This window comes from Streptomyces sp. TLI_55 (assembly GCF_900206255.1).
GTDB lineage: Bacteria > Actinomycetota > Actinomycetes > Streptomycetales > Streptomycetaceae > Streptomyces > Streptomyces aquilus.
Map to the genome: position 1 here is coordinate 5,241,772 of NZ_OAOJ01000001.1, position 19,127 is coordinate 5,260,898.

The 19,127-nt window shown below is 73.0% G+C and carries 20 protein-coding genes; 15 read left to right on the plus strand and 5 right to left on the minus strand.

Translation table 11 applies throughout. The features are described from left to right. The first annotated feature begins 35 nt into the window (after positions 1–35). The gene (locus CRP56_RS24120; protein WP_097267248.1) at positions 36–1,508 is read left to right on the plus strand and encodes a hypothetical protein; all 1,473 of its coding nucleotides are present in this window, start codon (positions 36–38) and stop codon (positions 1,506–1,508) included. Between the two features lie 126 nt (positions 1,509–1,634). Here the strand turns inward: CRP56_RS24120 and CRP56_RS24125 are convergent, their stop codons facing one another. Then, a complete protein-coding gene (locus CRP56_RS24125) occupies positions 1,635–2,978 on the minus strand; it encodes a PH domain-containing protein (protein WP_097267250.1) in 1,344 nt (447 codons plus the stop codon). Continuing rightward, entirely contained in the window at positions 2,975–3,478 is a 504-nt protein-coding gene (locus CRP56_RS24130) for a PH domain-containing protein (RefSeq protein WP_097267253.1), read from the minus strand. Before CRP56_RS24130 ends, CRP56_RS24125 begins: the two co-directional genes overlap by 4 nt. A 31-nt stretch (positions 3,479–3,509) precedes the next feature. Here CRP56_RS24130 and CRP56_RS24135 point away from each other — a divergent pair, with 31 nt between their 5' ends. Further along, positions 3,510–4,661, plus strand: coding sequence for an NADH-quinone oxidoreductase subunit D (locus tag CRP56_RS24135; RefSeq protein WP_097267256.1), 1,152 nt, complete (start codon positions 3,510–3,512; stop codon positions 4,659–4,661). On the opposite strand, the gene CRP56_RS24140 is transcribed toward CRP56_RS24135, so the two are convergent. Then, positions 4,626–5,666: an SAM-dependent methyltransferase gene (locus CRP56_RS24140; protein WP_097267258.1), complete on the minus strand. Its 1,041-nt coding sequence runs from the start codon at positions 5,664–5,666 to the stop codon at positions 4,626–4,628. The genes CRP56_RS24135 and CRP56_RS24140 overlap by 36 nt on opposite strands. A gap of 118 nt (positions 5,667–5,784) precedes the next feature. Here CRP56_RS24140 and CRP56_RS24145 point away from each other — a divergent pair, with 118 nt between their 5' ends. The 3 genes from CRP56_RS24145 (at position 5,785) to CRP56_RS24155 (ending at position 8,424) form a co-directional block, all read left to right on the plus strand. Further along, positions 5,785–6,987, plus strand: a complete 1,203-nt coding sequence (locus tag CRP56_RS24145; RefSeq protein ID WP_097267260.1) for a sensor histidine kinase — start codon at positions 5,785–5,787, stop codon at positions 6,985–6,987. A gap of 83 nt (positions 6,988–7,070) precedes the next feature. Continuing rightward, positions 7,071–7,742: a response regulator transcription factor gene (locus tag CRP56_RS24150; RefSeq protein ID WP_059193979.1), complete on the plus strand. Its 672-nt coding sequence runs from the start codon at positions 7,071–7,073 to the stop codon at positions 7,740–7,742. Between the two features lie 49 nt (positions 7,743–7,791). Next, complete coding sequence (locus tag CRP56_RS24155) at positions 7,792–8,424, plus strand: AAA family ATPase (protein WP_097267262.1); 633 nt, start codon at positions 7,792–7,794, stop codon at positions 8,422–8,424. 17 nt (positions 8,425–8,441) lie between these two features. Here the strand turns inward: CRP56_RS24155 and CRP56_RS24160 are convergent, their stop codons facing one another. Further along, positions 8,442–9,548: a DUF5937 family protein gene (locus CRP56_RS24160; RefSeq protein ID WP_097267265.1), complete on the minus strand. Its 1,107-nt coding sequence runs from the start codon at positions 9,546–9,548 to the stop codon at positions 8,442–8,444. A 155-nt stretch (positions 9,549–9,703) separates the two neighbouring features. On the opposite strand from CRP56_RS24160, the gene CRP56_RS24165 reads away from it, so the two are divergent. Beyond that, on the plus strand, positions 9,704–9,907 hold the full coding sequence (locus CRP56_RS24165; RefSeq protein ID WP_097267267.1) for a hypothetical protein: 204 nt from the start codon (positions 9,704–9,706) through the stop codon (positions 9,905–9,907). A gap of 30 nt (positions 9,908–9,937) precedes the next feature. Here the strand turns inward: CRP56_RS24165 and CRP56_RS24170 are convergent, their stop codons facing one another. Further along, on the minus strand, positions 9,938–11,101 hold the full coding sequence (locus CRP56_RS24170) for a threonine aldolase family protein (RefSeq protein WP_097274407.1): 1,164 nt from the start codon (positions 11,099–11,101) through the stop codon (positions 9,938–9,940). A 174-nt stretch (positions 11,102–11,275) separates the two neighbouring features. On the opposite strand from CRP56_RS24170, the gene CRP56_RS24175 reads away from it, so the two are divergent. From CRP56_RS24175 to CRP56_RS24215, 9 genes are all read left to right on the plus strand, one after another. Beyond that, on the plus strand, positions 11,276–12,232 hold the full coding sequence (locus tag CRP56_RS24175; RefSeq protein ID WP_097267269.1) for a Rossmann-like and DUF2520 domain-containing protein: 957 nt from the start codon (positions 11,276–11,278) through the stop codon (positions 12,230–12,232). Further along, on the plus strand, positions 12,229–13,230 hold the full coding sequence (gene panC, locus CRP56_RS24180; protein WP_097267271.1) for a pantoate--beta-alanine ligase: 1,002 nt from the start codon (positions 12,229–12,231) through the stop codon (positions 13,228–13,230). The genes CRP56_RS24175 and panC overlap by 4 nt, the downstream gene beginning before the upstream one ends. Beyond that, a complete protein-coding gene (locus tag CRP56_RS24185) occupies positions 13,227–14,942 on the plus strand; it encodes an L-aspartate oxidase (protein WP_097267272.1) in 1,716 nt (571 codons plus the stop codon). Before panC ends, CRP56_RS24185 begins: the two co-directional genes overlap by 4 nt. Before the next feature lie 5 nt (positions 14,943–14,947). Continuing rightward, positions 14,948–15,925, plus strand: a complete 978-nt coding sequence (gene nadC / locus CRP56_RS24190) for a carboxylating nicotinate-nucleotide diphosphorylase (protein WP_097267274.1) — start codon at positions 14,948–14,950, stop codon at positions 15,923–15,925. Between the two features lie 5 nt (positions 15,926–15,930). Further along, positions 15,931–16,728, plus strand: coding sequence for a type III pantothenate kinase (locus CRP56_RS24195; protein WP_097267275.1), 798 nt, complete (start codon positions 15,931–15,933; stop codon positions 16,726–16,728). Between the two features lie 114 nt (positions 16,729–16,842). After that, entirely contained in the window at positions 16,843–17,517 is a 675-nt protein-coding gene (locus CRP56_RS24200) for a hypothetical protein (protein ID WP_097267276.1), read from the plus strand. A 108-nt stretch (positions 17,518–17,625) separates the two neighbouring features. After that, on the plus strand, positions 17,626–17,805 hold the full coding sequence (locus tag CRP56_RS24205) for a hypothetical protein (protein WP_059193968.1): 180 nt from the start codon (positions 17,626–17,628) through the stop codon (positions 17,803–17,805). A gap of 134 nt (positions 17,806–17,939) precedes the next feature. Beyond that, the gene (locus CRP56_RS24210; RefSeq protein ID WP_257040960.1) at positions 17,940–18,386 is read left to right on the plus strand and encodes a BlaI/MecI/CopY family transcriptional regulator; all 447 of its coding nucleotides are present in this window, start codon (positions 17,940–17,942) and stop codon (positions 18,384–18,386) included. A 9-nt stretch (positions 18,387–18,395) separates the two neighbouring features. Continuing rightward, on the plus strand, positions 18,396–18,944 hold the full coding sequence (locus tag CRP56_RS24215) for an amino-acid N-acetyltransferase (RefSeq protein WP_059193966.1): 549 nt from the start codon (positions 18,396–18,398) through the stop codon (positions 18,942–18,944). Positions 18,945–19,127 lie beyond the last annotated feature (183 nt).

Genomic DNA, 19,127 nt, shown 5'->3' on the forward strand with positions numbered 1-19,127 from the left:
ACCATGATTCGCCTACGCGCGGTAAGTTTCTGGCCATGCCACGTGGACGTCACCGCCATTCACCGCCCTTGCACAGGCTGCTCCCCCCGTCGGCGATCGCAGGCGTCTCGCTCGTCTGCGCTTTCGGCCCCTGGGTGTTCTCGCAACAGGCCGTGCTGCGTGTCATCGCCGCGAGCGCCGCGGCGACGGCGGTGGTCGGCGCCGCCGTCATGCGCCGCTGGGACGCGCAGGCCGGCAAGCAGGTCGCCGACCTCACGCGCGCGCGTGCCAGCGACGAGTGGCGGTTCGAGGAGCGGGTCGCCGAACTGGAGTCCGACCTTGAGGAGTCGCGCGAGCTGCGCGCCAAGCTGGAGCAGCGGCTGCGGGCCAAGCGCTCCGAACTGGCGGGCCTGCGCAACGAGCACGCGGCACTGCTGCGCCGGTACGCCACGGCGGAGACCGAGCGCGCGAGCGCCCTGGAGGGCCGCCGGCTGCTCGAGATAGAGACCGCGGTTCCGGCCCGCGAACTGCCGCCCGCGTCGGTTCCGGTTCCCGGCGGCGCCGTCGAGGAGACCGAGGCTGTGGCTGCCCCGGTCGAGGACGCGGACGTAGACGTGGACGTGGACGTGGAGAGCGCGGGGGCCGCCGAGGCCGCCGACGACGAGCCGGAGACGCCCGCGATCTTCTCGCCGGAGGGTTCGCAGTTGTTCCTGCGGGCGAAGGTGGCGCTGGCGCGGCTCGACGCGGAGGACGCGGGGGCGGCCGGCAAGGGGGGCGAGGTGTCCGGCGACTCCGTTGACGCCGATGACGCCGATGACGCCGAGGACTCCGCTGTCGCTGCCTACTCCGGTGACTCGGTGAAGGGTGACGAGGCTCCCGAGGACGTCACCGCCGCCGCTGCGGCCACCGACGTCACCGAGGTCGCCCGGGACGTCTCCCAGGAGGCTCCCCAGGGCGAGGGTTCGCCCAAGGGCGGCGGTTCCCCGAAGGGGGACGGCACGCCGGACGGCGACGGCGGTCCCAAGGGCGACGGTCCCGCGAGGAGCGTGCCGGCCCAGGCCGGTCCCGTCGCCGCCGAGGTCGCCGCGCCCGGCGACTCCGCAGCGGAGGCCGCGCAGGAGGACGAGGCGCAGGGGCAGCCCGCGGCGGCCGACGAGCATGAGCGCGCGGCCGCCGTCACCACCACCGCGGCCAAGCCGGCCCAGCCCGTGCAGCAGCCCTCCGGACACTTCGTCGCGCCGACCGCGGTGGCCGTCGTACCGGCCGCGCCCGTGCGGCGCCCGGCCGTCCAGGGCGGCTTCGACTTCTTCGGTGCCCAGAAGGCGTCCGCCGCCCTGGAGGCGGTGCAGAACGAGGACCTCGCCGACGTGGTGGGGCAGGAGGCGCTCGCCCTCCACAAGGCCGAGGCCGAGTCGGAGTTCAAGCCGGCCGACGAGGAGTCGCGAGGCGCCGGTCAGGTCATCGACCTGACGGCCCACGACGAGACGGAGCAGATCGACCTTCAGGGGCTGCGGAGCGCGGTGTCCTGAGCGACGTGCCTGGCGGCGAGGCCGCGCGGTTCCCGGTGGGGCCGCGCGGCCTCGCCGTTTTCGTCCGTGCTCGTGGCGTGCTCGCGGCGCCGTCAGGCCGTCCTCTCGCCTGCGCTCGTGCCGCCGTCAGGCCATCCAGCGGTCCGGCAGCGCGTCGCGGCGTCCCGTGCGGGAGCGTTCGGCCTGCGAGCGGAGCAGCTCGGCGGCCTCCTCCGCGTCCCGCAGACGGGCCGTGACGGTCTTGCCGGCCCCCGTGTCCACATGGACGTCGGCGAGCCGCCACAGACGCTCCCAGGGCCCTTGCGCGAGCCGCACACTCTGCACCTTCGCGTGCGGGACCAGCGCGAGGCTGCGCCTGAGGAGTCCTTCCCGGGACGCGAACACCGCGTCGGTGACGGCGAGTCCGTAGCCGCGCCACCACAGCGGCACGCACCGCCCCGCGCGCCGCGGCGGCCCGGACAGGGCGTCCGGCGGCGGCACCGTCACCCCGGGCAGCACGCGCGCGACGACCGCCTCGGCGACCGCGCGCGGAGCGACCGGCACCAGCACCGAGTTGGACGACCCGGCCACGTCCAGCTCCACCCGCACCCAGCCGCGCCGCCGCCACAGCAGCGGCTGCACGATCCGCACGGTCTGCACCCGTCCCGGCGGCACCGTCTCGTGCGTGCGGTCCAGGAGCCCGTGGTCGATCCGCAGTCCGTCGGGCGACTCGCCCACGGTCCAGTCGTACTCGCCGACGAACCGCCCCACGCTGCTCGCGCCCGCCGCGCCGAGCAGGGGCACGCCGGTCGCGAGGACTGTCCACAGGCTGTGGGTGGCGAACCACAGGACGGGCGGTACGACGAGGGCGGCGACCAGCGCGCCCCAGGTGGCGCCCGTGAGCGCGAGGGCGATCGCGAGGTCGCGCGGGGGCGTGCGCAGCAGCTCGCGCGCCGGCGCTTCGCCGACTTCGTGCGCCGTCTCGGGTGCGAACCCGGCGGCGCGCGCGAGGAGTTCCGCGCGCAGCGCACGCGCCTCGCGCTCCCCGAGGAAGGCGAGCTCGTCCTTCTTGTCGGCGCCTATGACGTCGAGCTTCAGCTTGGCGACGCCGGCCACGCGCGCGAGGAGCGGCTGGGTGACGTCGACGGCCTGGATGCGCTCCAGCCGGATGTGCACGGTGCGCCGGAACACCAGCCCGGTGCGGATGCGCAGTTCGGACTCGGTGACCGCGAAGTGCGTGGCCCACCAGGTGAGGAAGCCGTAGAGGGCGGCGGCCGGGACCAGCACGGCGAGCGCGATCAGCAGGGTCGTGGTCGTCAGCCGGGTCAGCTGGCGCTGCGCCTGGTCGGGGTCGTGCACGGCCCAGCCGATGAGCACCGCGACCGGCGCCCACGCCCGCCTGAGCGGCGTCACGGGGTGCAGCCGGCGCTCGATCACCGGCGCCTTGGCCCGCAGCTCGGGCACGCCGCCGTCGAGGCCCGGCGTCGTCACAGGCCCGCCGATCGGGCCTCGCCGAGCTCGGTGAGCCGGTCGCGCAGCCGTTCCGCCTCGGCCGGGTTGAGGCCGGGGATGGTGGCGTCGGTCGCGGCGGCGGCCGTGTGCAGCTGGACGCTGGCGAGCCCGAAGTGCCGCTCCACGGGGCCGGAGGTGACCTCGACCAGCTGCATCCGTCCGTACGGCACGACCGTCTCCTCGCGCCACAGCACGCCCCGGCTGATCAGCAGGTCGTCCGCGCGCTCCGCGTAACGCCAGGAAGCCCAGTTGCGCCCGACCATCACCCACCCCCAGGCGATGGCGGCGACCGGCAGCAGCGCGATCGCGGCCCAGGCGGGCCCGGCGAACAGCCAGAGCAGCCCACCCAGCGCGAGGGCGATCAGCCCCAGCCACACCACCAGCAACAGCCGTCGCATCCGCAGCAGCCCCGGGGGCAGCCCGATCCACACCGGCTCACCCGCCACAGACTCCGTGTCCTGCCCGCTCCCCGTCTCCATAGGGCCAGCGTACGTAGGAGAGACTGTGTCCATGACTCCCACGACGGAGACCACGGTCGGTATCGGCGGCGCCGCGGAGAGCACCGACATGGTGCTCAACATCGGCCCCCAGCACCCGTCGACGCACGGTGTGCTGCGCCTCAGGCTCGTCCTGGACGGCGAGCGGATCCAGCACGCGGAGCCGGTGATCGGCTATATGCACCGCGGCGCGGAGAAGCTCTTCGAGGCGCGCGACTACCGCCAGATCATCATGCTCGCCAACCGCCACGACTGGCTGTCGGCCTTCTCCAACGAGCTGGGCGTGGTCCTCGCCGTCGAGCGCATGCTGGGCATGGAGGTGCCCACGCGCGCGGTGTGGACGCGCACGCTCCTCGCCGAGCTCAACCGGGTGCTCAACCACCTGATGTTCCTCGGCTCGTACCCGCTGGAGCTCGGCGGCATCACGCCGGTCTTCTACGCGTTCCGGGAGCGCGAGGTCCTCCAGAACGTCATGGAGGAGGTCTCCGGCGGGCGCATGCACTACATGTTCAACCGCGTCGGCGGCCTCAAGGAGGACCTCCCGGCCGGCTGGGCGGGACGCGCGCGTGCCGCCGTCGCCGCCGTGCGCTCGCGCATGGACGTGTACGACGACCTGGTGCTCGGCAACGAGATCTTCCGGGGGCGCACGCGGGGCGTGGGCGCGCTCGCGCCGCAGACCGTGCACGCGTACGGCGTGAGCGGGCCCATCGCGCGCGCCTCCGGCGTCGACTTCGACCTGCGCCGCGACGAGCCCTATCTCGCCTACGGCGAGCTCCAGGACACCCTGAAGGTGGCCACCCGGACCGAGGGCGACTGCCTGGCCCGCTTCGAGGTCCTCCTGGAGCAGACCCACAACTCCCTCGACCTCGCCGACGCCTGCCTCGACCGGCTCGCCGCGCTGGAGCCCGGCCCGATCAACCAGCGGCTCCCGAAGGTCCTGAAGGCGCCCGAGGGCCACACCTACGCCTGGACCGAGAACCCGCTCGGCATCAACGGCTACTACCTCGTCAGCAAGGGCGAGAAGACCCCGTACCGCCTCAAGCTGCGCTCGGCGTCGTACAACAACATCCAGGCGCTGGTGGAGCTGCTGCCGGGGACGCTGGTCGCCGACATGGTGGCGATCCTGGGGTCACTGTTCTTCGTGGTCGGGGACATCGACAAGTAGGCCGCCCAGGGGCGCCTGCGCGATGCCGACCGGTTGCAGCAGCCAGCCGAAGTCGCCGAGGCCGCCGGGTGCGGTGAGTTCGGCGGCTTCGCCGGCGCTCGCGAGGGCGCGTACGTAGGCCGCGGGTTGTGTGGTCGCGAGTGCGAGCGGGGGGCGTGCGCCTGCGATCCCCAAGGCGCGCAGGGCGGCGCGCTGCGTCAGGACGCGCCCCCCGGGCACGCCACACGCCTCCAGCGCGGCGTCCAGCGCGACGTGCGCCGTGATGTCGCACGACCCGTCCGGCACGGGCGCCGTCTCGCGCCCCGCGTGAAACCCGGTGAGCGTCCCGAACAGGGGGCGCGCGTCCAGAGTGTGCGCGTAGTCGACCGCCACCGCGAGCCCCCGCCCGACCGCCGCGACCGCGTCGGCCCACGCCTCGTCCCGGGGCAGCCCGATCTCCGCCCGCAGCCCCTCCTCGGCCGGCAGCGGCCACCACCGCGCGAGCCACTCCGCCTCCGCGCCGGACAGCGGCTCCCCGAGCCGCTCGGTACCGTCCCGTCGTACGAGCACCCGGCGCGCGACCCCAGCGGGGTCCACCTCGGCGATCTCCACCGGCACGTTGTCGAGCCACTCGTTGGCGAACAGCAGCCCGGTGATCCCGCGCGGGGGCTTCGGCAGCCACTCGATCCGGTGGTCGAGGCCGGGCGGTCGGTCGGCGAGCTCGACGGCGTACGCGCGCGTGCGGGCCGCGACGTCCGCGGGCAGCGCGTCGAGCACCCCGGTGACCAGCTCGCCCCGGCCGGCCGCCATGTCGACGAAGTCGAGCGCCGGGGGCCGGCCCAGGGCCTCGTCGACCCGGCACAGCAGCCGGGCCACGGCCTCGGCGAACAGCGGCGACGCGTGGACGGACGTACGGAAGTGGCCCGCCGGGCCCTCGGGGCGGCGGTAGAAGCCGTCAGGGCCGTACAGGGCGGCCTCTGTCGCCGCCCGCCAGCCGTGCCACTCCTCCGCAGTCCCGTCCGTCACGGCGCCAGACTATGCGCACAGGGGAGCGGAGCCTCCACCTTGGGGAGTAGGCCGGGGGCGCATGGATCGACCCTCCGGTTGACCCCTGCACCTATCACGCTTCCCTACGCTGGGTTACGTGCAGCGCCTCTATGACTTCCTCCGCAGGCACCCGACATGGGTCGACGGCTTCTGGGCCTTCTTCCTGTTCGGGATCTCGGTCGTGTTCGAAGTCGCCGAGCAGTCGGACGAGGGGACCGACGCCGAGGCCGCGGTCATCCCGATCGTCCTCCTGCTGTGCGTGGTGATCGCGCTGCGTCGGCGCATGCCGGAGAAGATGCTGCTCCTGGCCATCGCCATCGGCGTCGCCCAACTGCTGACGGACGTCCCCACGACGCCGGGTGACTTCGCGTTCCTGGTCATCGTCTACACGGTCGCCGCGACCGGCGCCCGCTGGGCGTCCCGGCTCGCGCTCGCCATGGGGCTGAGCGCGGCGTGCGTGGCGCATCTGCGGTGGTGGAACCACGACGCGAGCGCCCTGGCCAACGCGGCGCTGATCGTGTTCCAGACGGTGCCGTTCGCGCTGGCCTGGGTGCTCGGCGACTCGATGCGCACCCGCCGCGCCTACTTCGCGCAGCTGGAGGAGCGCGCGAGCCGGCTGGAGAAGGAGCGCGAGGCGCAGGCGAAGGTCGCGGTCGCCGCCGAACGCGCCCGCATCGCGCGCGAGCTCCACGACGTGGTCGCGCACAACGTCTCGGTGATGGTCGTGCAGGCCGACGGCGCGGCGTACGTCCTCGACGCCGCGCCCGACCAGGCGAAGAAGGCCCTGGAGACGATCTCCTCCACCGGCCGCCAGGCCCTCGCCGAGATGCGCCGCCTGCTGGGCGTGCTGCGCACCGGCGAGCACCAGGAGGTAGGGGAGTACGTCCCGCAGCCCGACGTCGAGCAGATCGACGACCTGGTCGAGCAGTGCCGCACCTCCGGCCTGCCGGTCGACTTCAAGGTGGAGGGCACCCCGCGCCCGCTGCCCAGTGGCGTCGAGCTGACGGCGTACCGCATCGTGCAGGAGGCGCTCACCAACACCCGCAAGCACGGCGGGCCCAACGCGGGCGCCAGCGTGCGCCTGGTGTACTTCGACGACGGGCTCGGCCTGCTCGTCGAGGACGACGGCAAGGGCGCGCCGCACGAGTTGTACGAGGACGGCGGCGCCGACGGCCAGGGACACGGACTGATCGGGATGCGCGAGCGCGTCGGTATGGTCGGCGGCACCCTGGATGCGGGACCGCGTCCGGGCGGAGGATTCCGTATCAGCGCGCTGCTCCCGCTGAAACCGGTGCACTGACGCCGACGCACGCCCCCTGTTGACACCTGTAACACCCCTGCCGACGCAACCAGATGAGTCGTAGAGAGACGGAAGAGGCCCCGATGACGATCCGCGTGATGCTCGTCGACGACCAGGTGCTGCTGCGCACCGGGTTCCGGATGGTGCTTGCCGCCCAGCCGGACATGGAAGTCGTCGCGGAGGCGGGCGACGGCGTCGAGGCGCTCCAGGTGCTGCGGGCCACGACCGTCGACGTCGTGCTGATGGACGTGCGCATGCCGAAGCTGGACGGCGTGGAGACCACCCGCCGCATCTGCCAGGAGGAGAACCCGCCGAAGGTGCTCATCCTGACCACCTTCGACCTCGACGAGTACGCCTTCTCCGGGCTGAAGGCGGGCGCCTCCGGCTTCATGCTCAAGGACGTGCCGCCCGGCGAGCTGCTCGCCGCGATCCGCGCGGTGCACAGCGGGGACGCCGTGGTGGCGCCCTCGACCACGCGCCGCCTCCTCGACCGGTTCGCGCCCATGCTGCCGAGCACCGGCAAGGAGCCCCAGCACAAGGAGCTGGAGCGGCTCACCGACCGCGAGCGCGAGGTCATGGTGCTGGTCGCCCAGGGCCTGTCCAACGGCGAGATCGCGGCCCGCCTGGTCCTGTCCGAGGCGACCGTGAAGACCCATGTGGGCCGCATCCTGACCAAGCTGGGGCTCAGGGACCGGGTGCAGGTGGTCGTCCTGGCCTACGAGACCGGGCTGGTCCGGGCCGGCGGGCACGGCTGAGTCACGCGAACGTGACGCCCGCGTGACCGCCGCCCACTAGGGTCTGCGCATGCTCCTGTGGATCAACGGCCCCTTCGGCGGCGGGAAGACGCAGACGGCGTACGAGATCCAGCGCCGCCTGCCCGGCAGCGTCGTCTGCGACCCCGAGCACGCCGGCTTCGGGCTGCGCCGCATGCTGCCGCCCGGACTGCGCGGCGACTTCCAGGATCTGACGTCCTGGCGGCAGGGCGTCGTCGAGGTCCTCGACCTCGCCCTCACCAAGCACGACGGCGTGGTCATCGCGCCGATGACGGTGACGGACTCCGGCTACTTCGCCGAGACCGTCGGCCGCCTGGGAGAACTCGGCCATGACGTACGCCACTTCACGCTCCTCGCGCAGCGCGAGACGGTCGTGAAGCGGCTCCGGGAGCGCGGCTTCGGGCACCTCCTTCGGTTCGTGGGCGGCAAGAACGCCGGCCTGGGGCGCGAGACCTGGGCCGTGCGGCAGCTCGACCACTGTCTGGAGCGGCTGCGCGAGCCGGAGTTCGCCGAGCATCTGTGGACGGACGACTCGACCGTGCCGAAGACGGCGGACCGGATCGCGGTCCTCGCCGGGCTGCGGCTGAGGCCGAACAACGAGGGCGCGCTGCGGACACGGCTGAGGCAGGTGCGGATCGGGGTGAAGCACATCCGGTTCGACTGAGCCGGACTCCCGCGCGCTCAGCGCAGGATGCCCTCCAGGAAGTCGCTGCCCAGCCGAGCCACCACGGTCACGTCCAGCTGGTGCAGGACGTACCGCCCGCGGCGGCGGGTGGTGATCAGGCCCGCCTTCTTCAGGACGCTCAGGTGGCGGGATATCTCGGGGGCGGTCATGCCGTGCGCCTGGGCCAGCTCGCTCGTGGTGTACGCGCTGCGCGCCAGATGGCGGCACAGGCGCATCCGGACGGGGTGGGAGAGCGCGGTCATCCGCAGGGCCAGCTGTTCCACCGAGGACGGTGACGCCAGCTCGGGCGAGCCGACCGGGTAGTGCAGCGTCGGCTGCCAGCCATGGCGGTGCAGCACGCTCAGATGCGGCCAGCCCAGGCTCGTCGGGACGAGCAGCAGGCCGCCGCCCTCCGTGGCGGTCCGGCCGTCGCCCAGCTTGTCGACGGTGATCCGCGCGGAGGCCTCGTCGAGCGTCAACGCCGTGGACACCGCGGTCAGCGCCTCGGCGAGGCCCTTGTGCCGCAGCAGGTCGGTCTTGTGGCGGGCGTCGGCCGCGAGCTGGTGGCGCAGCCGGGACCAGGTGTCGGCGAAGAACGCCGCGTCGCAGTCCTCAACGAACTCGCGGAACCAGGTCCGGATCCGCACCGGGTCGGCCAGCAGCCGCTCGGTGAACCGCACCTGCTGGGGCCCGCGCGACGCGGCCAGCTCCAGGGCGCGCCGGTGCAGCTCGGGGTCGGAGAGCACGGTGGGGCCGTACGACGAGTAGGGCACCGCGCAGGTGAACTCCAGAGCCGCGTCCACGAACTGCTCGTCCGTCAGCTTGTCGAGCAGGTCCAGCTCCTGGGTGATCGTCGCCCCCGGAAGCGTGCTCCGGCCCGGAATGCCGGCGAAGGGCAGGAACAGGTCGGAGAACGTCGTCCGCCACAGGAAGTCCGCCTCGCACATCCGGTCGGCGAGGTGCGAGTCGAGCCGCGCGGTCACGCCGGTCACCCAGCCCTGCAGACCCGGATGATGTCCCGGCTCGGCCAGCGCGTGCAGCGCCATGCCGAGCTCGGCCAGGGGTGAGGGCACGACGGCGACCCTCTCCGGCCGCAGCCCCGCGATGTCGATGCGCACGCTCATGCCCTCATGGTGCACCCCGCCACTGACAACGCCGCCCCCGATTGACGGCGGCCGTCAATCGACGCGACGGCGCCGCCGTACCGGCGCAACCTGGGAGGACCGGGGCAGCCGCGGCCCCCGCCCCATCGGAGCACGAGCCGAGAAGGCGATCAGTCATGAGCATCACGGAGCAGTACCTCCTCGACACCTACCGCGCCCGGCAGCACGGCGAGCCCGCCCCGCCCGCGCCCGGCGCCCACGACTGGCAGGTCGTGCGCGAGTGGCGGGACTACCGCCGCTTCCGCGCGGTGCTCGCCGAACGGCCGGCCCGGGGGCGGATGAGGCGGGCCTTGGCCCACTGGCTGCACCCCGCTCGCTGAGCCCTACGGCAGGCCCCGCTGGGCCGGGCCCTACGGCAGCCGCGCCACGAAGTCCGCCACCGCCGCCTTCACGTCGTCGGCCGTCCACTCCAGGCCGGCCGCGCCCACGGTGACCTCGGTGAGGGCGAGCCCCGGCCCGCCGCGCTCCCAGAAGCCGGTGAACAGATACGTCCCGGTCTCCTCCGCCTGTCGCACCGCCGTCTCGACCAGGACCTCGGGGTCGTAGGGCAGCCAGACCTGGAACTGGTGGGTGTGCGGCTCCTCGGGGTGCACGCGCGCCCAGGGCACGCCCGCCTCGGCGAACCCCTCCCGCAGCGCGGCGGCCACCACGCGCGCGTGACGGACGTACTCCGGCAGTCGGGGCAGTTCCCGCTCCAGGCCGACGAGCGCCGACAGCGCCGTGGGGAACTGCTGGAAGAGCGCCCCGCCGTACCGGTGCCGCCAGGTCTTCGCCTCGTCCACCAGCGTCTTCGGGCCTGCGAGCGCGGCTCCGGCGAGGCCTTCGAGGGACTTGTAGAACGACACGTAGACGCTGTCCGCCAGGCCCGCGATCTCGTCCAGGGGGCGGCCGAAGTGGACGGTGGTCTCCCACAGGCGCGCGCCGTCGAAGTGCACCACCGCGTCGCGCTCCCGCGCCGCCTCCACGACCTCGGTGAGCTCCTCCCAGGTCGGCAGGACGAATCCGGCGTCCCGGAGCGGCAGCTCCAGCATCAGCGCGCCGAAGGGCTCGTCGAAGTCGCGCACCTCTTCGGCGGTGGGCAGCCGCGGCTCTCCGGTCAGGCGTACCGGGCGCAGGCCGCTGACCTGGGCGAAGGCATGGCGTTCGTGGACCTCGGGGTGGGCCAGCGGATGCAGGGCGACCGTGGCGTTCCCGGTACGGGCCGCCCAGCAGCGCAGGGCGACCTGCTGGGCCATCGTGCCGGTCGGGAAGAACGCGGCGGCCTCCTTGCCCAGCAGGGACGCGACCCGCTCTTCCAGGGCTGTCACGACGCCGTTGCCGTAGATGTCCGGTTGCTCCTCCAGGTCGTAGACCTCGGGGGCGGCCTCCGCCAGTGACGCGAGCCGGTCCCGGATCGTGAGGCTCAGCCCGCCCCGCCACAGGACCCGCCGCGCCGCACGGACGGCCTTCTTGCGGCGCTCCCGCAACCGCTCCTCCGCCGACTTCTCGTCCACCTGCTCCGCAGCATCGCTCATGCCCGTGATCATCCCCCGCGGCCCGTCCCATGGGCACCCCCATTTCCGTTCGCGGGCGACGTGGGGAAACCCACAGCCTGTGGACAACCGGACGGCCCTCGAACCAATCGCGTTAACATGACGAGAAATCGTCCGGTACCCAGATGCGGACTGGAACGGGAAGGCCTCCGTCGCGTGAGTACAAGCCAACAGCCAGACCCGAGGGACCGCCCCGCGCGCCTCACCGTCGGCGTCGTCGGCGCCGGACGCGTGGGGCCCGCGCTGGCCGCGTCCCTCCAGCTCGCCGGGCACCGTCCGGTGGCCGTGTCCGGGGTGTCCGACGCCTCCCGCAGGCGGGCGGCGGAGATGCTCCCGGACGTGCCGCTGATGCCGCCCGCCGAGGTCCTCCAGCGTGCCGACCTGGTGCTCCTGACCGTCCCGGACGACACCCTGCCCGGCCTCGTGGAGGGCCTCGCCGAGACCGGCGCGGTACGGCCGGGACAGCTGCTGGTGCACACCTCCGGGCGATATGGCGCGAAGGTCCTCGACCCCGCCCTGCGCGCGGGCGCGCTGCCGCTGGCCCTGCACCCGGCGATGACCTTCACCGGCACGCCCGTGGACGTCCAGCGGCTCGCCGGCTGCTCCTTCGGGGTCACCGCGCCCGAGGAGCTCAGGATGGCCGCCGAAGCCCTCGTCATCGAGATGGGCGGCGAGCCCGAGTGGATCGCCGAGGAGCGCCGGCCGCTCTACCACGCGGCGCTCGCGCTGGGCGCCAACCACCTCGTCACGCTGGTGGCCCAGTCCATGGAGCTGCTGCGGGAGGCCGGTGTCACGGCTCCCGACCGTATGCTCGGCCCGCTCCTCGGCGCCGCCCTCGACAACGCCCTGCGCTCCGGCGACGCGGCCCTGACCGGGCCCGTCGCGCGCGGGGACGCCGGCACCGTCGCGGCGCACGTGGCCGAGCTGCGCAAGTACTCCCCGCAGACCGTCGCGGGCTATCTGGCGATGGCCCGCGCGACCGCCGACCGGGCGCTCGCCCACGGGCTGCTCAAGCCCGAGCTCGCCGAGGACCTCCTCGGGGTACTCGCCAACGGGACCCACGGAAGCGACGGGACCCCTGGCACCGACGGCACCGAGGGAGATGCCGGATGACCACCACCCTGCTGCGCACCGCCGACGAGCTCCACGCGCGCGTCCGCGAAGGCCGCCGTGCCGTCGTGATGACCATGGGCGCCCTCCACGAGGGACACGCCACCCTGATCCGCACCGCGCGCGAGATCGCGGGGCCCAAGGGCGAGGTCGTCGTCACCGTCTTCGTGAACCCCCTGCAGTTCGGCCAGGGCGAGGACCTCGACCGCTACCCGCGCACCCTGGACGCCGACGTCAAGATCGCCGAGGAGGCGGGCGCGGACGCCGTGTTCGCGCCCTCCGTCGACGAGGTCTACCCCGGCGGCGAGCCCCAGGTCCGCGTCAGCGCGGGCCCCATGGGCGAGCGCCTGGAGGGGGCCTCACGCCCCGGCCACTTCGACGGCATGCTCACGGTCGTGGCCAAGCTGCTGCACCTCACCCGTCCCGATGTCGCCCTGTACGGGCAGAAGGACGCCCAGCAGCTCGCCCTCATCCGGCGCATGGTGCGGGACCTGAACTTCGGCGTCGAGATCGTGGGCGTACCCACCGTGCGCGAGGAGGACGGCCTGGCCCTGTCCAGCCGCAACCGCTACCTCTCGCCCCAGGAGCGCCACACGGCCCTCGCGCTGTCCCAGGCGCTGTTCGCGGGCCGCGACCGGCACGCCGCCCAGGAGGCGCTGCGGGCCCGCGCGCGCGAGGTGCCCGCCACGCACGCGCGTGCCGAGGCGCTGAGCGCCATAGGGGAGTCCCGCGCGGCCGCCGACGCGCACGCCGTCGCGAAGGCGATCCCGGGCGCCCCCTCGGCCGTACGCGCCGCCGCCCGCCTGGTCCTCGACGACGCCGCGCGCCTCTCGCCGCCCCTGGAGCTCGACTATCTGGCCCTGGTCGACCCCTCCGACTTCACCGAGGTCGAGGACGACTTCACCGGCGAGGCCGTCCTGGCCGTCGCCGCCCGGGTGGGGACGACCCGGCTGATCGACAACCTCCCGCTCACCTTCGGAAACCTCGGAGCCGCCTCGTGACCAGCACAGGCATACGACTGCACGCGCCCGCGCCCGGGTGGTCCATCGACGCGGACGTGGTCGTCGTCGGCTCCGGCGTCGCCGGCCTGACCGCGGCCCTGCGCTGCGAGGCCGCGGGCCTGCGGACCGTCGTCGTCACCAAGGCCCGCCTCGACGACGGCTCGACCCGCTGGGCGCAGGGCGGCGTCGCCGCGGCCCTGGGCGAGGGCGACACCCCCGAGCAGCACCTCGACGACACCCTGGTCGCCGGCGTGGGCCTGTGCGACGAGAACGCGGTCCGCATCCTCGTCACCGAGGGCCCCGGCGCGGTACGGCGCCTCATCGAGACCGGCGCCCACTTCGACGAGTCCGAAGAGGGCGCCCTGGAGCTCACCCGCGAGGGCGGCCACCACCGCCGCCGCATCGCCCACGCGGGCGGCGACGCGACCGGCGCGGAGATCTCCCGCGCGCTCGTCGAGGCCGTACGCGCGCGTGGCCTGCGCACGATCGAGAACGCGCTCGTCCTGGACCTCCTCACGGACGCGGACGGCCGTACGGCGGGCGTCTCCCTGCACGTCATGGGCGAGGGCCAGCACGACGGCGTGGGCGCCGTGCACGCCCCCGCGGTCGTCCTCGCGACCGGCGGCATGGGTCAGGTCTTCGCCGCGACCACCAACCCGTCCGTGTCGACCGGCGACGGCGTGGCCCTCGCCCTGCGCGCGGGCGCTGAGGTCAGCGACCTGGAGTTCGTCCAGTTCCACCCCACCGTGCTCTTCCTCGGCCCGGACGCCGAGGGCCAGCAGCCGCTGGTCTCCGAGGCGGTCCGCGGCGAGGGCGCCCACCTGGTCGACGCCGACGGCGTGCGCTTCATGGTCGGGCAGCACGAACTGGCCGAGCTCGCGCCCCGCGACATCGTCGCCAAGGGCATCCTGCGCCGGATGCTGGAGCGGGACGCCGAGCACATGTACCTCGACGCCCGGCACTTCGGCGCCGACATGTGGGAGCACCGCTTCCCGACGATCCTCGCCGCCTGCCGCGCGCATGGCATCGACCCGGTCACCGAGCCCATCCCGATCGCCCCGGCCGCCCACTACGCCTCCGGCGGCGTGCGCACCGACTCCCACGGCCGGACGACCGTCCCGGGCCTGTACGCGTGCGGCGAGGTCGCCTGCACCGGCGTGCACGGCGCGAACCGGCTCGCGTCGAACTCCCTCCTCGAGGGACTCGTCTACGCCGAGCGCATCGTCGCGGACATCACGGCGGAGCACGCCGCGAACGGCCTCCACGCGCGCGTGCCCGAGCCGGTCGAGCACCCCGAGAAGCCCGCGCACCCCTTGCAGTCGCCCGAGGCACGGTTCGCGATCCAGCGGATCATGTCGAGCGGCGCGGGCGTCCTGCGCTCCGCCGAGTCCCTCGCGCAGGCCGCCGAGCAGCTCCAGCGGCTGCACGACGAGGCACGCGGCGCCCTCGACGAGAACGGCAAGACCGCCGAGCCCGGCGTCGACACCTGGGAGGCCACCAACCTCCTGTGCGTGGCCCGCGTCCTGGTCACCGCCGCCCAGCTGCGCGAGGAGACGCGCGGCTGCCACTGGCGCGAGGACGAGCCCGACCGCGACGACGCGGCATGGCGGCGCCACATCGTCGTACGGCTGAATCCGGACCGGACCCTCGCCGTACACACCACGGATACCGCAGACTTCCCCCCGACCCGCCGGCCCCTTCAGGAGCAGTGACAGCAGTGAGCACCGACGACCTTCCCCTCGCCTCCGCCGGCGGTTGCGGCGACGGCTGCGCCTGTGGCGCGGACGGCGGCGAGGAATATCTGGAGTGCGGGCTCGACCCCGCGCTCGCCCAGCTCCTGGCCGACGCCGGGCTCGACCCCGTCGAGGTCGAGGACATCGCCAACGTGGCCATCCAGGAGGACCTCGACCACGGCGTGGACGTGACGACCGTCGCGACCATCTCCGAGGACGCCGTCGCCACCGCCGACTTCGTCGCGCGCGAGGCGGGCGTCGTGGCCGGCCTCAGGGTCGCCGAGGCGGTCGTCTCGGTGGTGTGCGAGGACGAGTTCGAGGTCGAGCGGCACGTGGAGGACGGCGACCGCGTGGAGGCCGGGCAGAAGCTCCTGTCGGTCACCACGCGCACGCGCGACCTCCTCACCGCCGAGCGCAGCGCGCTCAACCTGCTGTGCCGCCTGTCCGGCATCGCGACCGCCACGCGCGCGTGGGCGGACGCCCTGGACGGCACCAAGGCACGCGTGCGGGACACGCGGAAGACGACGCCGGGCCTGCGCTCGCTGGAGAAGTTCGCGGTGCGCTGCGGCGGCGGCGTGAACCACCGCATGTCGCTGTCCGACGCGGCCCTGGTCAAGGACAACCACGTGGTCGCCGCCGGTGGCGTGGCCCAGGCCTTCAAGGCCGTACGGGAGGCCTTCCCGGACGTGCCGATCGAGGTCGAGGTCGACACCCTGCACCAGCTGCGCGAGGTCGTGGACGCGGGCGCCGACCTGATCCTTCTGGACAACTTCACGCCGGGCGAGTGCGAGGAGGCGGTGGCGCTCGTGCACGGGCGGGCGGCGCTGGAGGCCTCGGGCCGGCTGACGCTGGACAACGCGCGCGCGTACGCCGACACCGGCGTCGACTACCTCGCGGTAGGAGCTCTCACCCACTCCTCGCCGATCCTGGACATCGGTCTCGACCTGCGTGAGGCGGAGTAGTCGCGATGCTCCTCACGATCGACGTAGGCAACACCCAGACCGTCCTCGGTCTGTTCGACGGCGAGGAGATCGTCGAGCACTGGCGCATCTCCACGGACCCCCGCCGCACGGCCGACGAGCTGGCGGTGCTGCTCCAGGGCCTCATGGGCATGCACCCGCTGCTCGGCGAGGAACTGGGCGACGGCATCGACGGCATCGCGATCTGCGCGACCGTCCCCTCGGTGCTGCACGAGCTGCGTGAGGTCACGCGGCGCTACTACGGCGACGTGCCGGCGGTCCTGGTCGAGCCGGGCGTGAAGACGGGCGTGCCGATCCTCACCGACAACCCCAAGGAGGTCGGCGCGGACCGCATCATCAACGCGGTCGCCGCGGTCGAGCTCTACGGCGGCCCCGCGATCGTCGTCGACTTCGGTACGGCGACGACGTTCGACGCGGTGTCCGCGCGCGGGGAGTACATCGGCGGGGTCATCGCGCCCGGCATCGAGATCTCCGTCGAGGCGCTCGGCGTCCGGGGCGCGCAGCTGCGGAAGATCGAGGTGGCCCGGCCGCGGAGCGTGATCGGCAAGAACACGGTCGAGGCGATGCAGTCCGGCATCATCTACGGCTTCGCCGGTCAGGTCGACGGGGTCGTGAACCGGATGGCCCGGGAGCTGGCGGAGGACCCGGACGACGTGACGGTGATCGCCACGGGCGGTCTCGCACCGATGGTCCTCGGCGAGTCGTCGGTGATCGACGAGCACGAGCCGTGGCTGACGCTGGTGGGACTGCGGCTGGTGTACGAGCGGAACGTCTCGCGGATGTGAGACGGGGGCGGGCAACCGGGTGGCCGCTCGCGCCACGCCCATCCGCTATGTCGAATTTGTCTGATTAGCGCGTATCGTCGCCGCATGCCCACGCCATACGGATCCCGCGGCGGCATGGCGTTCGGCGTGGAGGAGCTGCGTGTGCTCCGCCGCGCTCTCGCCCTCGCCCTTCACCCCCGAACCGCCTCGGCCGAGGACGTCCAGGACTGTCTCCGCCTAGCCGACTCCCTCGACGAGGCGATGCGCGAGGGCGCCCGGCTGCGTGCCTTCCTGGTGGCCGACCTCGCCCGGTACCGCGACGCCCTGCCCGGCACCGCCGCCGGCTACCTGGCCCTCCTGGAGGAGGCGCTGGGTGCCGGGTACCGCCCGAACCCCGACGACCTCGCCGCGCTGCGCGCCCTGCGCGGCAACCCCACGGCGGCAGCGCTGCTGGACCGCTGCCAGAGGCTCGCGGAACAGGACGTACGCGCCCGTCTGGCGCGCGGCACGGCTGGCCGGGCCGCCCCGGCCGTCCCGGCCTCCCGCACCCGCCTCCTGGCCCTCCCAGGGGGCCTCTCGGCCGCGCCCGCCGGCTCCGGTGGCGCCCTCGTCGGAGCGCTGGGCGAAGCGTCCGCCGAGCAGCCGGAGAAGCCCGCGTCGCCCGCGAAGAAGCCCGCGGAGAAGCCGGGCCCGGTCCCTGCCGACCCGAAGCCGAGCCGCCCCATCCCCACCCCGGGCGAGGTCTTCCCCCGCCGCAAGCCGACCCCACCGCCTCCCGCGAACCCGCCGCAGCAACTCGCCGCGGGCTGATTCGACCGGGCGTACCGGGCGTCCGTCACGACACGCCCCCTGTGTCGGCAAATACCGGTACGCCCACCCCGGGCCCGCGCGCGTGGGCCCCCTGGCTACCCTGGACGCATGGACTATGTCTCCGCGCTCCTGCCCCCCGTCGTCATGGCGGTGTTCTTCATCGGTGTGATCCGCGTGATCGTGAAGACCCAGGGCGGGGCCAACAAGGCCAAGGAGGACGCGGTCGTCGACGCCGCCCTCGCGCGCGCGGAGGGTGCCCGGCAGGCCTCCGCGAAGACGGACGTCTGACCCGCGTCCGAGCCCGCCCTCACCGGCGTACGACTCCCTCGCTTTCCGAGTCGTACGCCCTTTTTGTTCTCGTTTGCCGGTGACGTGCACGTCCGGCACGCCAATACCGAGATCTCCCACTATTGTGCTGAGTTGTGCCTCGCCCATTGGGAGAACTCGAAGACGCGGTCATGACGCGGGTGTGGAAGTGGAACCGCCCGGTGACCGTTCGGGAAGTCCTGGAAGATCTGCAGCAGGAACGGTCCATCGCCTACACCACGGTGATGACCGTTTTGGACAATCTCCATCAGAAGGGCTGGGTGCGACGGGAGGCCGAAGGGCGGGCCTATCGATATGAGGCCGTCTCCACTCGCGCCGCCTACGCCGCCGCCCTGATGAACGACGCCTGGTCGCAGAGCGACAACCCCGCCGCCGCTCTCGTCGCCTTCTTCGGGATGATGAGCGACGAACAGCGACAGGCGCTGCGGGACGCCGTACGCATCGTCCAAGGACCGGAAACCCCGGAAGCGCCCGCGGCGGATACCGCCGCCGAAACCGGCCGCGAGAACCCCGCCTCGGCGCCGGGCGGCGACGGGCGATAGCGTCCGCACATGTCAGCAGAGAGCTCGTCTCCTCAGAGCCCCGAAGTCACCGCAAAAGCCATCACCGTCCGGCGGGCCCGCACCAGCGATGTGCCGGCGGTGCGCGCTCTCCTCGACGAGTACGTCCAGCGACGCATCCTGCTCGACAAAGCGACGGTGACGCTTTACGAGGACATCCAGGAGTTCTGGGTCGCCGAACGGGACGACAACGGCGAGGTCGTCGGCTGCGGCGCACTGCACGTGATGTGGGAAGACCTTGCCGAAGTTCGTACTCTCGCGGTGAAGCGCGGCCTGAAGGGTGCCGGTGTCGGGCATCAGTTGCTGGAGAAGTTGCTGCACACCGCGCGCTGGCTCGGTGTTCGCCGGGTTTTCTGTCTGACCTTCGAAGTGGACTTCTTCGGCAAGCACGGCTTCGTCGAGATCGGCGAGACGCCCGTCGACACCGATGTCTACGCGGAGCTCTTGCGTTCCTATGACGAGGGTGTCGCGGAGTTCCTGGGGCTCGAACGAGTGAAACCGAACACCTTGGGCAACAGCCGGATGCTTCTGCATCTGTGATCAAGGCGTATTCGGCCGCGGCACGATGCCCAGGTTCCCTATGTCCGAAACGCGCATGTTTCCGGACCGGTGTCGGCCGGTCTGTCTCTCCCAGGGGTTTGTGTTTTTCCAGCAAAAGCGGTTTGCTTTCCGACGTACTGCAGTACTGCATATAACAGGGGTGGCGAAACGGCGGACGCCGCA

Coding starts and splice junctions, on each gene's coding strand:
- CRP56_RS24195 (WP_097267275.1), top strand. CDS start 15,931: ATGCTCCTCACGATCGACGTAGGCAACACCCAGACCGTCCTCGGTCTG.
- panC (WP_097267271.1), top strand. CDS start 12,229: ATGACCACCACCCTGCTGCGCACCGCCGACGAGCTCCACGCGCGCGTC.
- CRP56_RS24130 (WP_097267253.1), bottom strand. CDS start 3,478: ATGGAGACGGGGAGCGGGCAGGACACGGAGTCTGTGGCGGGTGAGCCG.
- CRP56_RS24165 (WP_097267267.1), top strand. CDS start 9,704: ATGAGCATCACGGAGCAGTACCTCCTCGACACCTACCGCGCCCGGCAG.
- CRP56_RS24150 (WP_059193979.1), top strand. CDS start 7,071: ATGACGATCCGCGTGATGCTCGTCGACGACCAGGTGCTGCTGCGCACC.
- CRP56_RS24170 (WP_097274407.1), bottom strand. CDS start 11,101: ATGAGCGATGCTGCGGAGCAGGTGGACGAGAAGTCGGCGGAGGAGCGG.
- CRP56_RS24200 (WP_097267276.1), top strand. CDS start 16,843: ATGGCGTTCGGCGTGGAGGAGCTGCGTGTGCTCCGCCGCGCTCTCGCC.
- CRP56_RS24215 (WP_059193966.1), top strand. CDS start 18,396: ATGTCAGCAGAGAGCTCGTCTCCTCAGAGCCCCGAAGTCACCGCAAAA.
- CRP56_RS24120 (WP_097267248.1), top strand. CDS start 36: ATGCCACGTGGACGTCACCGCCATTCACCGCCCTTGCACAGGCTGCTC.
- CRP56_RS24155 (WP_097267262.1), top strand. CDS start 7,792: ATGCTCCTGTGGATCAACGGCCCCTTCGGCGGCGGGAAGACGCAGACG.
- CRP56_RS24135 (WP_097267256.1), top strand. CDS start 3,510: ATGACTCCCACGACGGAGACCACGGTCGGTATCGGCGGCGCCGCGGAG.
- CRP56_RS24160 (WP_097267265.1), bottom strand. CDS start 9,548: ATGAGCGTGCGCATCGACATCGCGGGGCTGCGGCCGGAGAGGGTCGCC.
- CRP56_RS24205 (WP_059193968.1), top strand. CDS start 17,626: ATGGACTATGTCTCCGCGCTCCTGCCCCCCGTCGTCATGGCGGTGTTC.